Here is a 15,515-nt window from a genome sequence, read left to right as displayed (position 1 = left end):
TTCCTACCTAATCACAAATCAGTTGTCGAATTTCTGGTTGAGCTCTCAAAAACTCGATCGCTTGTTCTCCTAGTTCACTAACGTCATCATACAAACTCATCAGATTATTGACATCTACCGTGATCGTATCAACCGATTGGAACCCTAAAACCACGTCTAACATGGTTAACCGACCATCTCGAGTTGAATCTCGCAAAGCCGACAGTACATCATCAACAATGTTATCAATAGAACTACCAGGATTAATAAACAGACTAAAGGCCCCCACAGCTAATCGACCATAACTCGAACCTAACAGGCTATTAACTGTATCTGTGGGAACATTTACCCCAAAATTCAGAGCATTGCGGAAAGTGGTAATTTGAGAATCACTCAGTTCCGCCAAAGTAAATAAAGAGTTCAGTTGGTTAGACTTTTCCCCAGTTTCAGCAAATGTCTCCAAATCTTGAAACTCTAAGGAAATACTAGCGGGGCCGTAAATTAATTGGATCGCTTCGACTGCAGGAGCCGGGCGACTCATGAAAATTGTCAGACTGGCAGTGATTCCTACAATCATCACTAAACTCAGGGATATATATTTAGAGATCCCTTTGGTGAAGACACTGTAAGGGCTACGAAGTCCCTGACGAAAAGATTTTAGCGAAAAGTTCATGCAATATCTCCAGTAGCTTGGAAACCGCCTAGTGATTGTCACTACTAAAAAGCGACTTAGCCGATTTGGCGGTCAGGAGGATCGGCTTCCCCCCAGAAGAGGTCAATTTATCAATCAGCCTACCCTTTGACCGTGGGACACACGGCTGTAAGTTCAGGTTGATAACCCTATCTGTTTTATAGGTTTACTAGACAGGTTGAATGGTTCCCCAAATCCTTACTAATTAAACGATTCAGGTATCCAAGTCCATTCTATCTAGTAACTGCTGAATTATACCAGCATCCTGAGCAGTTGGAAGGTGGTTAAGATAATCTTCTAAGTCACAGCGAGCCTCTGACCAGCGATACAGTTGATAGTAAATAAGACCGCGATCGCGCTTTTCTTTAATATCATCAGGAGACAAGATCACAATCCTCTCCACTACCTTCAGCGCCTCCTCAAATTCCCCAACATTCATATAAATTGCCTTCAGATTTTGCAGCATCCGCCTTAAAAATTGCCGTGGTGCGATCGGATTGAGAAATTCCGGCCGTAATTTCATCGGCTGTCCATAAATTTCCGACAATCTCAGCTCACAGTCCTCGGGGAATAGCACTTCTCCCCGTCCAAACGCATCAACATAAATCCCCGCATCTTCAAATTCTGGCTTAATCAGAAAATGTCCCGGCATCCCAATTCCCACCATCGGAAAATCCATGCGTTTCGCTATCTCTAAATACACCAAGGACATCGTAATCGGAATACCAGTCCGACGGTCTATCACCTGATTGAAAAAGCTATTTTTCGGGTCATAGTATTCAGTCCGATTACCCCGAAATCCTAATTCATCATAAAGGTAATGATTAATCGCCTTAATTATCCGCAGGGGATAGGCCGGCTTTTCCAGTCTCTCTAACACATCCGCCGCCATCCTATCTAAGTGTTGCAGATATTCTAAATGGTTAAAATATGGCTGATGTTCTCGGGCAATATATAGGGCAGCCTTAGCCAAATCTATTTGATTTTCTGGCTGGCTAATCTCCTCATAAAACTGTTGTCTTGGTTCCGCAAAAGTCATGTTTATATTAAGTAGCTTTTCGTCGATAATTACTCAGGGTCATTATCCCCATATCATCATAGGCCATGACTTTTGCCAATCACCCAACTGCGACGGAAAAATCGGGCTAGGGAAGATTCCTCTAAACTTAGGAAAATCGGACGACCGTGGGGACAAGTCCGGGGGGAACGGGTAGTCACCCATTGATCTAATAGGGTTTGCATTTCGGTTAAACTTAGGGGCGTGCCGTTGCGAATGGCACTGCGGCAAGCGGTGGCTACTTGGGCGGCCTGTAAATCGCCGCCATGGCTTAGTTCAATCAGTGCTTCTTGACAGTCTGGGCGATCGCACAGAATTTCTGGGGCGCTTCGGATGGCCCAGAGTCCCTCCCCAAAGGGGTCAACTTCCAAATTGAGGCGGGTTAGTTGTTCTAGTTGCGCCTCGGACAAATTCGCTAAGATGATCGGAGTTGACAGGGGGATTACTTGCCAACGCCTGCATAATTGTTCATAAATTACCCTTTCGTGGGCAATGTGTTGTTCTACTAACCACAAACCCTCTGGGTGTTCGGCCACAATATAGGTATTGTGAATTTGACCGATCGCTTTTAGTTTGGGAACATCAATTCTCTGGGGGTTTTCCGCTGATTCTAGGGGGGTGGGGCGGGTTCGGTATGAGGCAGTATCTTCCGAGACGCGCAACAGCTTCTCGATGGGATTAACCCCCGCTGAGAGACTTTCTGGGTTCAGCTTGAGAGTCTGAGCAATGGCTAGGTGAATTTGATCTTGCCAGTGTTTGAGATAATGTAAATAAATCTCGGCTTTGCTAGGATGGCGATTCCAATCAATTAAGGCGGGGTCGATATGCAGATGCACAAAACAAATCGGATAGCGATCGCGCCCACAGGTACGAGCAAAAGCCGATAATATCGTAGGCTCCAATTCGGGCGATCGCACCATACGACCATTAACTCCTATCTTAACCCAATCCTTGCGGCCACGTGAAGCGCGATCGGGCAAGCCAATCACCACCTCTAACCATGATTTCGATAGGTTTTCATGGCACTCTTCTACCGATTCGGGGGGGTCTACATCCATTTTTAAATATTGCAGATCCCCCGCCCTGATACCCCTAATAAATTCTGGTAGCATCTGTTGGGTGGTCATCGCTGGCCCAAACCTGAGCCAGGGGCGATCGTTTTGGTGAATTTGCCATGTCACCTGGGGATGACACAGCGCTATCTGTTGTAACAACAGCTGCGCCCCCCGCAATTGTTGGGTCGCTGTCGGTCCAGCCGTGCGGCGCGAAGACCAGTTAGCAAACAGATTACTCACTCTTACTACAGTACCAGGTGCGATCGCCACCGCTTCCACCATTTCCGTCTCTCCCTGATGGTTATACACTACCCGCCATCCTGAACTTGGGGACGAGGAAAAACCAGGGCGACTGAGAATCTCTAAATCAGACAGTTGCGCGATGCTGTGCAGCGCTTCTCCCCGAAACCCTAAACTGCTAATCTTTAATAAATCCCTCGCTGTCGCAATTTTACTGGTACTATGAGCCATGGCAGCTAGTTTCAGGTTGGCTAAATTCATACCCTCCCCATTATCTGCCACCTCAATTCGCCATTGTTGCGGCCATAGAGAAACTGATATCCGCGTCGCCTTCGCATCAATGGCATTTTCTACCAATTCCCGCACCACCGCCGCCACTGAGTCTATCACTTCTCCTGCGGCTATCAGGTCAACGACATCTTCTGATAGGATTTTAATGGAGTTCACAGTTAGCCTCTCACGACCTTTGATCAGTTGTCCGGTGACTCCCCCTCTGAGGAAAAGTATTTAATCCAACCCCGCCGCATCCCTATCTCTACCATAATTCCCCCTACTGCAAACATCACTAAATTTTCTACCACCCAGAGGGCCATTTGTGCGAGAGGTTGGGGCGCTATATCCCATATAGCCAACCCCCGGACTAGACCGAAAGCAAACACCACCCCTAGTTTCAGTTGCGGGTTATTATCGCGGCGGACGGTGTAGCGATAAGTCACACCGAAGAGAAAGCCACTAATTATGGCGATCGCTCCCTTGACGATTAAATGCACATCCAAGGTTAGCCCCTCTCCTACGATACCACTAACGGTCAACTCCATCATTAGGGCGATCGTCCCTACAGAAACACCCGCCCAAATACCCGCCACTAGGGACTGTATGCGTTCAGCCGGACTAAAGTTAGAAGATGGATGCGACTGGCTCAATTTCAGGATATGATAGCCTCTGAAGTCAATTTTCATCTGGTTTTGTAAAATACTACTATGGATATTTTGTCATTAGGTTGGGTTGGATTGTTAGTCGTCTTTACTTTCTCCATTTCAATGGTTGTCTGGGGTCGTAACGGCTTTTAGGCTATCCAGCATCACCAAAAACGAGGGTAAATTATCCTTTTCGCCCTCACTCACCAGTAGGGGCAAAAAATGTTTCGCCCCTACAACTTATTGATCCATTAATTCCCTGGTCACATAGGGCGGGTTTATTAATAGCCCAACCCGGAGGGCGGGTTTATTAATATTGTCGTTGGCAGGCGAGGTCACACCAGAACCCGGAGGGCGGGTTTATTAATATGGTTTTGGAGAGTTGAGTTGACAGCATAACCCGGAGGGCGGGTTTATTAATATGGTTTTGGAGAGTTGAGTTGACAGCAGAACCCGGAGGGCGGGTTTATTAATATGGTTTTGGAGAGTTGAGTTGACAGCATAACCCGGAGGGCGGGTTTATTAATATGGTTTTGGAGAGTTGAGTTGACAGCAGAACCCGGAGGGCGGGTTTATTAATATGGTTTTGGAGAGTTGAGTTGACAGCAGAACCCGGAGGGCGGGTTTATTAATATGGTTTTGGAGAGTTGAGTTGACAGCAGAACCCGGAGGGCGGGTTTATTAATATGGTTTTGGAGAGTTGAGTTGACAGCATAACCCGGAGGGCGGGTTTATTAATATGGTTTTGGAGAGTTGAGTTGACAGCAGAACCCGGAGGGCGGGTTTATTAATATGGTTTTGGAGAGTTGAGTTGACAGCAGAACCCGGAGGGCGGGTTTATTAATATGGTTTTGGAGAGTTGAGTTGACAGCAGAACCCGGAGGGCGGGTTTATTAATATGGTTTTGGAGAGTTGAGTTGACAGCAGAACCCGCCCCTACAATAATTAATTATTAATTATTAATTATTAATTATTAATTATTAATTATTAATTGATAAATCTATCATCTACTGAATTAGAGAATAATGGCACATCATTTATGATACCATACTTCTCGAATTTGGCAGCCATACTTTGCCAGCGATCGCTATTTATTTTCCCTAAATTCTTATCTGTAAGTCCCCCAGTGACATAATTAGCTACCTGTTTCAGAGAAGCTATTTGATAATCTAAATCGTCATACTCTCCACCGGGTTCTGCATAATTATTAACAATAATTTTCGCCGCCTTTTCCACATCATCCAAAGCCAACCGCCAACCCGCAAATGTCACCTCTAAAAATTTCTGCACTATTTCCGGGTGGTATTGTAATAGTTCATTATGGGCAAAAATTACCTGAACATAGGCATCATAACCATAATCACTAAATTTAATAATGTTAGGTGTAATCCCGGTTTTGGCAGCAAATCCAATCGGTTCGTCTACAATATAACATTGTACAGCATCTACTTCACCCCTCAGTAGCAGATCATGTTTTTCCTCTCCTGAAACTAGGATAATTTTAATTTCATGGGAGGGGATGTTATCATAACCCATAGCCATTTGCATAATCGAGTAACTTTCCCCCTCCATTCCTACCCGTTTCCCGATTAAATCTTGTAGATCATAAATCTGACTATTTGGCATTGACATTAACCCCAAAGGGGAATTTTGGAACATCGTAGCTATAGCTTTTATCGGTTGACCCGCAATTTGGGCATTCATAATAATATCCTGTTCACCACAACCAATAATTCCCGGATTTTTGGCTACTTGATTAGTTACAATCATCGCCGTTTCTCCCGGTCTAATTTCTACCGCCAAACCACTGCTTTTATAGAGATTATAATAATCAGCCAGCAACACCCCAGCAAATTGGGCATTATATTTCCAGTCTAACTGCATAATAATTTTATCAGGGTGTGTAGCTAACTCATTAGCAGCTACAGCCGCCGGACCTCTCAACTTATCTAGCAGTAAAGACCCCCCCAGAAAAGCAGAAGTTTTTAAAAATTGGCGACGATTGATAATCATGGTCTAAATTACTGATATATAGCGATCGCTTTTAAGATACTCCCACCCTTGGTCAAAAATCAACCCCTCAGCATCACCCCCCACCCCCATAATTGATAACTCCCTATTTACTTACATTCGGTAATTTTGGGCGCGCGTCCAAATAATCCCGTCATTATTCGTAATGACAAATAACGCAAAGGTCGGATTTTTTTTAAGCCCCAAAGTCCCCAACGACGCAAGATAACTTTAGGTCGCCAATTCCCCGAAAACACCCGATCCATAAAATCCGTAAACCCCAAAATTAACAGGTTTTCTCCCCGCCGCCATTTCTGATATCGGTTGAGAGTTTTTAGGTCGCCAATATCTTCACCCCATTGATAAGCCTTTTTCACAATTTCGGCGATCGCACCTGCATCACGAATCCCCATATTTAACCCTTGACCTCCCACCGGGTGACAACAATGCGCCGCATCTCCTACTAACGCTAATCTATGATTAACATAGCGATCGCTTTGCATCAATTGCACCGGAAACACTATGCGATCGCTTAATAATTCTAAGCGCCCCAAAACTCCACCCGTCCGATATTCTAGCAATTCCAAAAACTCCCCTTTATCCATTTTTTGCCACTCATTCGCTTGGCTATGGGGCGCAGTTAACACCACTTGACAGCGATTTCCCGGTAGCGGCAAAACTCCCATCGGTCCGCTTGACCAGAATTTTTCAAATGCTACATTATTATGATGTTTTTCTGTTTGAATCGTAAACGCTATACAGGACTGCCAATATTTCCAACCTTTCGTCTTAATTCCAGAGGCTTCACGCAAGGGAGATTTTGCACCATCAGCCGCAATAACTAGCCGCGATTTAATAGTCTTAATTACCTCCCCAGTTTCTACCTCGATTTCGGCGCGATCACTATAATAATTAACTTGTTTAACTGTCGCTGGACACCACCAATGCACCTCGGCGCAATCTTCCAGAAACCTTTGCATTGCTGTTAGGATAATCGAATGTTCTCCCACATATCCTAATGCTTCCGTCCCTAAGTCCCTCGGTTCAAAATTGATCACATTTGGATGATCGCTATCACTCAGACTAATTTGATAAAATGTCGTTATTTTGGGGAGAATGTCTCCCCACACCCCGATATCATCTAAAATGCGCCCAGTTTGTAACGTTAAAGCATAGGCTTGGCGACGACTGGCGGCGATCGCTTTTGGCTGAGGTTCAATTAGTGCTATTCTTAACCCAGAATTTCTTAGGCTACACGCTACTGTCGCCCCCACAATACCACCCCCCACAATTGCTATATCATAGTCTCCCTCACCCTTCACCGATTCTGCTATTATCGATTCTGCTGCTAACAATTCATTTACTACCATTGGCCCGCTATTACACTCAATGCTCCACTTTCATCTATCATACATAGTATATTGTTAAGTTTTGTAACAAAAAATTAAGAACTGTTAAAAATTTTCGCTTTTTGGGGAGGGGGGTTGCTTTTGCGGCTGCCTTGCGCTATACTTTTATCATAATGGGATGTTTGCGTTTTTTTATTTTTGCCTATTTCTTATTATTGAGGATATGTCAATATCATAACAGAAAGCGGCGGTCGATGTCAACCCCTTGACCAGAAAAATTATGGGTGAGAATGGGGCTGAAAAGCAGCGATCAGCAAACAGATAATCCCGACATTAATAGAAATATCAGCGACATTAAACACAGGAAATTGAATCAGGCGGAAATCGAAGAAATCGACCACATGACCAGAAACAAAGCGATCGATACCGTTACCCAAAGCGCCGCCAAGAATCAAACCATATCCCCACTGTTCCCAGGAAATGAGCCGAGGGCCAAACCAAGCCCAAAGCATTAATCCCAGACTAACCAGCAGAGACAACCAACGCAGCCAATAAACACCGCCATTGCTGAACAAACTAAAAGCCGCCCCAGTATTAACGACATATGTAATATGAAAAATACCGGGTAAAATGGGGACAGTTTGGGGAGGGGTAGTCAACTCAAAAGTCTGCACGACCCAAAACTTAGTCAAATGATCTATCACCAAACTGATAGTTGCAGCTATCCAAAAAGTCGAGTTTTTTTTAAATCCCATGGAGGATAATTTTGAGTTAATAAAACATTAACCCCCGGAGGACATAGGATATAACAGTTACCGCACAAGCCACAGCCAACTGACCACCGAGGGGAGTAAGAGAATAGCTGTGAATAGCCGTCATGAGTGGAATTATGCGATCGCCTACATCATTCATCAAATGAGTAGCAACCAGATAAAGTATCCCCACCAAGTGAATAGTAATCAATCCACACAGACAGCTAAATCCCAGCAATTCCAACTTAGGATGATTACGAAAAGCCAAAAAACCACAGACCCAACCACCGGGAACAAAACCCAATAGATAGCCAAAGGTAGGCTCTGCGAGGTAGCCAAAGCCGCCGCCTTGGGAAAAAACAGGTAAAACCGTCAAACCCAAGGCTAGATAGGCAATTTGAGACATAGCCGCCGCATTTTTTCCCCCCATACACCCCACCAGTAGAACTGCTCCGATCTGATAGGTAACACCCAAGGAATGTATCTGAATGTTAGGCTGACTCCAAAGGCTAGAGGGGTCGGTGACAAACGCTTCCAAGAAGGTGCCACCGATAGTCAGAAGTACGCCAATGATCGCCCATAAAAATTCAACTGGTGGTATCAATTGTCAGGGAGTTATACTGAAGTTTTAGTCTGGTGTTTATGGTTGGGTTTTTGTCCGGGAATAGGAGCCTCTCCACCCTCAAGACCGAGAGACTCTAACATAGCCCGATCGCTTTCGGGAGGTTGACCCATAGTAGTTAGGTAATGTCCGATCAGCATGGCATTAATCCCCGCTTTCAGACCTAACCCTTGTAATTCTCCCATAACAGCTTCCCGTCCCCCTGCATATCGCAAAATTTGCTCTGGGAGGAGTAGGCGAAAAATAGCGATCGCTTTCAGTGCTTGATATGGGTCAAGACGGGAGCGCCCCCCCAAAGGGGTTCCTTCACGGGGGTTAAGTAGATTAATCGGAACCGACTCTACCTCAAGTTCCCGCAATGCTAAAGCCAGGTCAACACGGTCTTCCCAGCTTTCCCCCATACCGATAATGCCACCCGTACAGGCTTGAATACCAGCAGCCTTGATATTTTTCACAGTTTCAACGCGATCGTGCCAACTATGAGTCGTCACAATATTACCGTAAAAACTTTCGGAAGATTCCAGATTGTGATTGTACCTAGTCACACCTGCTTGCGCCAAAGCCTGAGCCTGTTCTGGGGTAATTTCTCCCAAAGCACAACAGGGTTTAATGGAAGTTTCCGCCTGAATGCGGCGAACCGTCTCTAGGATCTGTTCAAACTCACTAGACTTGGGGCTATTGTACTTAATACCCCGTCCCTGAGAAACCAAACAAAACCGTTTCGCCCCAGCTTCTTCAGCAGCTTTCGCCTGAGCCAGAATTTCCTCTGGGGATTTTAGCCCATAAATAGGCGAATTTTCCCCGGGGTGGTGAACCGACTGGGAACAGAAACTGCAATTTTCCGAACAGTTCCCCGACTTGACATTAATAATGCTACATAAATCTACCTTATTGCCACAACAGGCTTGACGTACTCGGTCCGCCGCCTCACACAGCAGCAGAATGTGATCATTTCCTTCGATCTTAGTCAGTGCGATCGCCTCTTCTCGACCAATGCGATCGCCCCCAATTACCCGTTCAGCCAGGGAATTGAGCCACTGCGATAGTTGCTCTGTTGTCTGACCCGTAGGTGTAAGCGACCAAGACTCAGCATTGAGTTGGGACTGACGGTTAGTTGATGGCAGTGCTTGAACCACGATTAAGCCTTAAACTGCGTAATTACCTTAATCTCCCCATCCTAGCATCATCTCACCCCAAGCTCAATGGCAACCCCACCCCGTGGCCATAGATGGCAATTGTTAATTATTCATTAATTTTCCTCCCCCTGGTAAAGTTAGGTGCTACTAAAATTTATCAATCTCCCCACAGATCAGACTAAATAAGCCGCCTTTCTTTGACATAAGATGTTCCCCCCAATTAGAATTTAATAAAAACAGCACCATACCAGCCACCTATAGTCAAGTTAGCCTTGATTAAGATTAGTTTAAGGTTAGGTTATCCTTGACAGAAAAACCAAGTTAAGCTAAATCTTTAGATTTTTTTCTAACCATAAACTCCCCTTGTGGAGTCATCAATCTTGTGGTAATTTCTTGTGTAGGTATCGGGCTTAAAGTCTGTTTTTGTACCTGAGTATCAAATTAAACCAGAACCTTAATCGGTTATTGTTCATCTGATTTCCTAGTCGTTTCACCAAGTGGACGTATTTTTCATGGTTCTCAATCGCAAAGTCCTTTTAGCAGTAGCCTCCCTACCAATACTATTGGGAGCAACCGCCTGCGCTCCCGGTCCCCAAGAAGGAGAAACTCGCGGCCAAAGGATATCCATTAGCGGCGCTGGGGCGACCTTCCCCGCCCCCCTATTTCAACGTTGGTTTGATGCCTATAACCGCCAGGTAGACCCCAACGTACAAGTTAGTTATCAGTCCGTCGGAAGTGGGGCTGGTTTAGAGCAGTACATCAATGGCACAGTAGACTTCGGAGCCAGTGAAGCACCAATCACAGACTCCGCCACTCGCACAGAATCCTTCATCGCCGCCCACGGTCACGATCCCATTCAACTTCCCTTAACCGGAGGGTTTGTTTCCTTCTCCTATAACCTACCCGGAGTTGAGAACCTCCAACTGAGACTATCTCGGCAAGCCTACTGTGGTATCGTGACCGGACAGATTACCCAATGGACTGATCCGGCGATCGCCGCCGATAACCCCAACCTCAATCTTCCTAACCTACCCATTATCTTCGCTCATCGTTCCGACGGTAGTGGAACCACCTTTGTATTTACTAACCACATCAATACAGTCTGTCCTGACTGGCCTGCTGGTGTCGGCACCTCCGTAGACTGGCCTATAGGTATTGGTGGTCAAGGAAACGAAGGTGTAGCCGCGGCCATTCAGCAAAACGAGGGAGCCATTGGATTCCTATCTTATGCCTACGCAGCCCTCAACAACATTGACTCAGCTTTAATCGAAAACCAAGCCGGAAACTTTATCACCCCATCTCCAGAAGCAGCAGCTAAAGCCTTACTTGATGAACCCGTACCCGATAACTTTGCTTTGCTAGTTCCTGACCCCTCCGGTGCTGAGTCTTACCCCATTGTCGGTCTAGTTTGGGTAATGATCTATCAAAACTATGAAGACGATGCCAAATGGCAAGCTCTGCGTCAGGTTTTTGAATGGTCTTTAGGTCCAGAAGGCAGAGCCTTAGCAGAAGAACTCCTTTTTGTTCCCACCCCCGATCCTTTAGTACAAAGGATTAAAGCTGTCTTTGACACCGTAAATGCCAACTAACAGATTCCCTTAGACAATTCAGGAGTGCCACATTTTTGGTACTCCTACTACCAAAACTTTTCTGTAGTTGCGATATATAGCCCAGAGTGTGGGTGTGGTAACAAGACATTTTGGCGATCGCTCACCCCTCCCCCGTACATACCCAACTAATGATTCCAAGTAGAGAGATAACAACATCATGACCCTGGCTGATCCATCCAATCAATTAACTAGCCGTAGCCTGGAAAAACGAACCAGCACCATTAGAGTCATCGATATCGGCTTCTGGGGATTAACCCTACTCCTGGCTATTGGTGCCGGAGCCGTTTTACTTTGGGTAATCTTACAAACTGCGATCGAGGCTACCCCCGCCATTCGCGAATTTGGTCTCGGTTTTTTAGTCAATACAACCTGGAACCCTGTAACCAACGTATATGGCGTGCTACCCCAAATTTATGGAACCTTAGTTACCGCCTTTATCGCTCTAGTAATTGCTGTTCCCCTCGGCATTGGGGTCGCTGTCTTCCTCACCGAAGGATTTGCTCCCAAATGGGTGACAACTCCCATCGCTTTTGCGATCGAGCTAATTGTGGCCATCCCTAGCGTAGTTTTAGGCATTTGGGGCATTTTTATCCTCATTCCCATGATCAGACCCGTTTTTAGATTTCTCAACAGCAACTTCGGTTGGATTCCCCTTTTTGGTGGTGCTACCCCCTCCGGTAATAACCTCTTACTGGTCGGTTTAGTCCTATCCATTATGATCGTCCCCATTATCATCTCGATTACCCGTAGCACCTTTGAAGTTTTACCCAGAGACCTCCGCAATGGTTCCCTCGCTTTAGGAGCCACCCGCTGGGAAACTATTCTCAGAGTCCTTATCCCCGCTGGCTTATCTGGGATTATCAGTTCCGTCATGTTGGGAATGGGTCGCGCTATGGGTGAAACTATGGTAGCCGCCATGCTAGTCGGTAACGCCAACCGCATTAACATATCATGGTTACAGCCCGGATCAACCATTACAGGTCTCATCGCCTCCCAGTTTGGCGAAGCCGGACGCACCCAAGTAGCCGCTCTCATGTATGCAGGTTTAGTCCTGATGATCCTATCCCTGGTCGTCAATATCTTGGCAGAACTCGTCATTCGTCGATTTCAGAATATTGAGTAAGGTTTCTGACTTTGACCTGAGTTTTTTGTTCACTCAATCCCCGATTAAGTTTAGCAAGCATAAATTATGGATAATCTAGGTCGTCAGCCTTCCTTTCCTTCTGAAGGCGATAGTTTCGATATCAGCGAGAAAACCATGGCTCGCCATCGCCGTCTCGTGGGACGGGTCTTAACAGTCTTAACCATGGTCTTTGCAGCCACAGTTGTCATTCCCTTGCTGTGGGTCCTCGTTAGCGTCTTTCAAAAAGGCGTAGGCGCTTTAGTCTTTCCCGATATCTTCACTAAATTACCACCCCCTCCCGGCCTCTCTGAGGGCGGTTTTGGTCATGCCATTATCGGTAGCTTAATGACCCTCGGAATTGCTACCATGATTGCTGTTCCCTTTGGTGTCATTGCCGCTATTTATCTAGCCGAGTTCGGTCGCGGCACTAAGTTAGCCTACTTGGTCAAGTTCTCCTGTAACGTACTTACCGGGGTTCCCGCCATTTTATGTGGCTTATTTGCTTACTCCATTGTCGTCAGACCCATGGGAGGATTTTCCGCTTTTTCCGGTGGGGTCGCTTTGGCTGTCTTGATGTTACCCATTATTATTCGCTCTACCGAAGAGGCTTTATTATTGGTTCCTAATGAAATGCGGTTAGCTGCCACTGGTATTGGGGCTACCCGATTTCAAACTGTAGTGCAAATTGTCTTACCCGCCGCCCTAACTTCTATTGTCACAGGTGTTGTTCTCTCTGTCGCCCGCGCCTCTGGAGAAGCTGCACCCTTACTGTTTACCTCCTTTAACAATAACTTCTGGGCTGCTAATGTTTGGGAACCAGTTGCTACCCTACCTATCTTGATTTACTTTTTCTCGATTATTCCCTACAAAGCATCTCAGGCTTTGGCTTGGGCCGCCGCTTTGGTCCTGTTGTCACTTGTCCTTATTTTCAGCGTTTTAGCCCGGTATTTCAGCCGCCAAAAAACCTTTTAACCTACCCACCCCCCCCTTTTTTTGCTCACCTATTCTGCCTCACTGTTCTTTTAGCTTGACCAATTGGAGAAACCATGCAACAATATATTAGTGATGTGTCCGTAAATACTCGGCGCATTTTTGAGATTAAAAATCTATCGGTTTACTACAGCGGTGCGATCGCTCTCCGGGATGTTAACATGGATATCCTGGAGCGCAAGATTACCGCTTTTATTGGCCCCTCTGGCTGTGGTAAAAGTACCCTCTTACGCTGCTTTAACCGCACTAATGACCTGGTTCCTGGTGCTGAGGTTAAAGGGCTTTTGAATTACCGAGGTCAACCCCTCTATCGCAAGGGAGTTGATCCCGTTGTTGTCCGCCGCCGCATTGGTATGGTCTTTCAGCAGCCTAACCCTTTCCCTAAGACCATTTATGATAATGTCGCCTATGGTTTGCGCGTAAATGGGATTAAAGATAACTTAGATGAGAGGGTCGAAAAAGCCCTACGCAGCGCCGCCCTCTGGGATGAGGTTAAGGATAATATGAAAAAGTTGGGGACTTCTCTATCGGGAGGACAGCAGCAACGTTTATGTATCGCTAGGGCGATCGCTGTTCAACCCGATGTTATTTTGATGGATGAACCCTGTTCCGCTTTAGACCCCATTTCCACCATGCGAATTGAAGATTTGATGGCTGAACTAAAGGAACATTATACCATTGTCATTGTTACCCATAATATGCAGCAGGCTTCTCGCGTAGCTGATTATACCGCCTTCTTTAACGCCGAAGCCCTAGAAGGTGGTAAGCGCGTTGGTTATTTAGTCGAAGTAGATACCACTGAAAACATTTTTTCCTGTCCCCAAGACCAGCGAACTCATGATTATGTTAGTGGTCGTTTTGGCTAAACCATAAACCTCCATATATAGCAATATTACATGATGATTGGTAAAATTAAACCTACTCCCCCCGAATCCCATACGGCGGGGATGTTCATGGTTATCCTTAACTCTCATCACCCCGCTATATATCCCATTAATTCCCCAACTGTATTAATCAAGTTGTGGGGGTTCGATTTGTACAATTGCTCAACAATTCAGGAGTTAACTGCTCATGATGGATGCTAGTATTCCCGATACTGCTAATGTGACTGATACCGATATAGTCATCCATGCTGAAAATATTGATGTTTTCTACGGGGATTTTAAGGCAGTTCGCGGCGTGACTATGGACATTCTCCAAAAACGAGTAACCGCTTTTATCGGACCTTCTGGCTGCGGTAAAACTACTATTCTCCGCTGCTTTAATCGCATTAATGATTTGATTCCAGGCTTCAGGTTGTCCGGGAATATTTACTATCAGGGTCAGAATTTATACGATCCCATTGTCGATCCTGTCCAAGTGCGACGACAAATTGGTATGGTATTTCAGAAGCCTAACCCCTTCCCTAAGTCTATTTATGAAAATATCGCCTATGGGGTGCGCGTCAATGGTTTGGCTAAGTCTAAAGCTGATCTCGATGAAATTGTAGAGCGATCGCTCCGTCAGGCTGTACTCTGGGATGAAGTCAAGGATAAACTCCGACAAAGTGGTTTGGCTTTGTCTGGGGGTCAGCAACAACGTCTATGTATTGCGCGCGCGGTTTCCGTTCAACCTGATGTAATTCTCATGGATGAACCTTGCTCCGCTTTGGACCCTATTTCTACCATGCGGATTGAAGAACTCATTGTTGAGCTAAAACAACAATACACTATCATTATCGTTACCCATAATATGCAGCAAGCAACTAGGGTCGCTGATATGACTGCCTTTTTTAACGCTAAAGCCGAAGATGGTAGCAAGCGTTTTGGCTACCTCGTTGAGTTTAGCGATACTCACAGTCTGTTCCAAAATCCCCAAGAAGAAGCCACCCAACAATATGTTAGTGGTCGCTTTGGTTAAGCACAACCTATCCCCAAGAGGTCAGAAGCTACTTAATTAGCCCTGTCTGACCTCCCTCTGGTTGTGGTGATTGGTTGATGGTGTT

The 15,515-nt window shown here is 45.7% G+C and carries 15 protein-coding genes; 6 read left to right on the top strand and 9 right to left on the bottom strand.

Translation table 11 applies throughout. From position 1 onward, the window contains the following. Positions 1 to 7 precede the first annotated feature (7 nt). From XZ46_RS26705 to XZ46_RS26690, 4 genes are all read right to left on the bottom strand, one after another. Positions 8 to 556 carry an alpha/beta hydrolase gene (locus XZ46_RS26705; protein ID WP_008056294.1) on the bottom strand — a complete coding sequence of 183 codons (549 nt, stop codon included), beginning with the start codon at positions 554 to 556 and terminating at the stop codon, positions 8 to 10. A gap of 328 nt (positions 557 to 884) precedes the next feature. Beyond that, the gene (locus XZ46_RS26700) at positions 885 to 1,709 is read right to left on the bottom strand and encodes a SirB1 family protein (RefSeq protein WP_008056295.1); all 825 of its coding nucleotides are present in this window, start codon (positions 1,707 to 1,709) and stop codon (positions 885 to 887) included. A gap of 56 nt (positions 1,710 to 1,765) precedes the next feature. Next, complete coding sequence (mutL, locus tag XZ46_RS26695) at positions 1,766 to 3,469, bottom strand: DNA mismatch repair endonuclease MutL (RefSeq protein WP_008056296.1); 1,704 nt, start codon at positions 3,467 to 3,469, stop codon at positions 1,766 to 1,768. A gap of 23 nt (positions 3,470 to 3,492) precedes the next feature. Beyond that, positions 3,493 to 3,981 carry a hypothetical protein gene (locus XZ46_RS26690; RefSeq protein ID WP_008056297.1) on the bottom strand — a complete coding sequence of 163 codons (489 nt, stop codon included), beginning with the start codon at positions 3,979 to 3,981 and terminating at the stop codon, positions 3,493 to 3,495. A gap of 21 nt (positions 3,982 to 4,002) precedes the next feature. On the opposite strand from XZ46_RS26690, the gene petN reads away from it, so the two are divergent. Then, a complete protein-coding gene (petN, locus tag XZ46_RS31135) occupies positions 4,003 to 4,092 on the top strand; it encodes a cytochrome b6-f complex subunit PetN (protein ID WP_006615846.1) in 90 nt (29 codons plus the stop codon). Positions 4,093 to 4,926: 834 nt separating this feature from the next. Here petN and XZ46_RS26685 read toward each other — a convergent pair. The 5 genes from XZ46_RS26685 to bioB all read right to left on the bottom strand — a co-directional run bounded on the left by XZ46_RS26685 (position 4,927) and on the right by bioB (position 9,808). Then, positions 4,927 to 5,952, bottom strand: a complete 1,026-nt coding sequence (locus tag XZ46_RS26685; protein WP_008056299.1) for an ABC transporter substrate-binding protein — start codon at positions 5,950 to 5,952, stop codon at positions 4,927 to 4,929. A gap of 107 nt (positions 5,953 to 6,059) precedes the next feature. Next, positions 6,060 to 7,319: an FAD-dependent hydroxylase gene (locus tag XZ46_RS26680; RefSeq protein WP_008056300.1), complete on the bottom strand. Its 1,260-nt coding sequence runs from the start codon at positions 7,317 to 7,319 to the stop codon at positions 6,060 to 6,062. 257 nt (positions 7,320 to 7,576) lie between these two features. Beyond that, on the bottom strand, positions 7,577 to 8,053 hold the full coding sequence (lspA, locus tag XZ46_RS26675; RefSeq protein WP_006622525.1) for a signal peptidase II: 477 nt from the start codon (positions 8,051 to 8,053) through the stop codon (positions 7,577 to 7,579). 16 nt (positions 8,054 to 8,069) lie between these two features. Continuing rightward, positions 8,070 to 8,654 carry a biotin transporter BioY gene (locus XZ46_RS26670; RefSeq protein WP_006622526.1) on the bottom strand — a complete coding sequence of 195 codons (585 nt, stop codon included), beginning with the start codon at positions 8,652 to 8,654 and terminating at the stop codon, positions 8,070 to 8,072. 11 nt (positions 8,655 to 8,665) lie between these two features. Further along, complete coding sequence (gene bioB / locus XZ46_RS26665; RefSeq protein ID WP_008056305.1) at positions 8,666 to 9,808, bottom strand: biotin synthase BioB; 1,143 nt, start codon at positions 9,806 to 9,808, stop codon at positions 8,666 to 8,668. A 512-nt stretch (positions 9,809 to 10,320) separates the two neighbouring features. On the opposite strand from bioB, the gene pstS reads away from it, so the two are divergent. The 5 genes from pstS to pstB (XZ46_RS26635) all read left to right on the top strand — a co-directional run bounded on the left by pstS (position 10,321) and on the right by pstB (XZ46_RS26635) (position 15,430). Then, a complete protein-coding gene (gene pstS / locus XZ46_RS26660) occupies positions 10,321 to 11,397 on the top strand; it encodes a phosphate ABC transporter substrate-binding protein PstS (protein WP_006622529.1) in 1,077 nt (358 codons plus the stop codon). Between the two features lie 178 nt (positions 11,398 to 11,575). Continuing rightward, positions 11,576 to 12,541: a phosphate ABC transporter permease subunit PstC gene (pstC, locus tag XZ46_RS26655; RefSeq protein ID WP_008056308.1), complete on the top strand. Its 966-nt coding sequence runs from the start codon at positions 11,576 to 11,578 to the stop codon at positions 12,539 to 12,541. Between the two features lie 66 nt (positions 12,542 to 12,607). Then, the gene (gene pstA / locus XZ46_RS26650; RefSeq protein ID WP_008056310.1) at positions 12,608 to 13,513 is read left to right on the top strand and encodes a phosphate ABC transporter permease PstA; all 906 of its coding nucleotides are present in this window, start codon (positions 12,608 to 12,610) and stop codon (positions 13,511 to 13,513) included. Positions 13,514 to 13,587: 74 nt separating this feature from the next. Next, positions 13,588 to 14,397, top strand: a complete 810-nt coding sequence (gene pstB, locus XZ46_RS26645) for a phosphate ABC transporter ATP-binding protein PstB (RefSeq protein WP_008056317.1) — start codon at positions 13,588 to 13,590, stop codon at positions 14,395 to 14,397. A gap of 205 nt (positions 14,398 to 14,602) precedes the next feature. Beyond that, positions 14,603 to 15,430, top strand: a complete 828-nt coding sequence (pstB, locus tag XZ46_RS26635) for a phosphate ABC transporter ATP-binding protein PstB (RefSeq protein WP_006622533.1) — start codon at positions 14,603 to 14,605, stop codon at positions 15,428 to 15,430. Positions 15,431 to 15,515: the final 85 nt, after the last annotated feature.

This window comes from Limnospira indica PCC 8005, assembly GCF_000973065.1.
In the GTDB taxonomy this organism is placed as follows: Bacteria; Cyanobacteriota; Cyanobacteriia; order Cyanobacteriales; family Microcoleaceae; genus Limnospira; species Limnospira fusiformis.
Note: the sequence above shows the minus strand (reverse complement) of the source record. Positions and strands in the feature narration are given on the sequence as shown.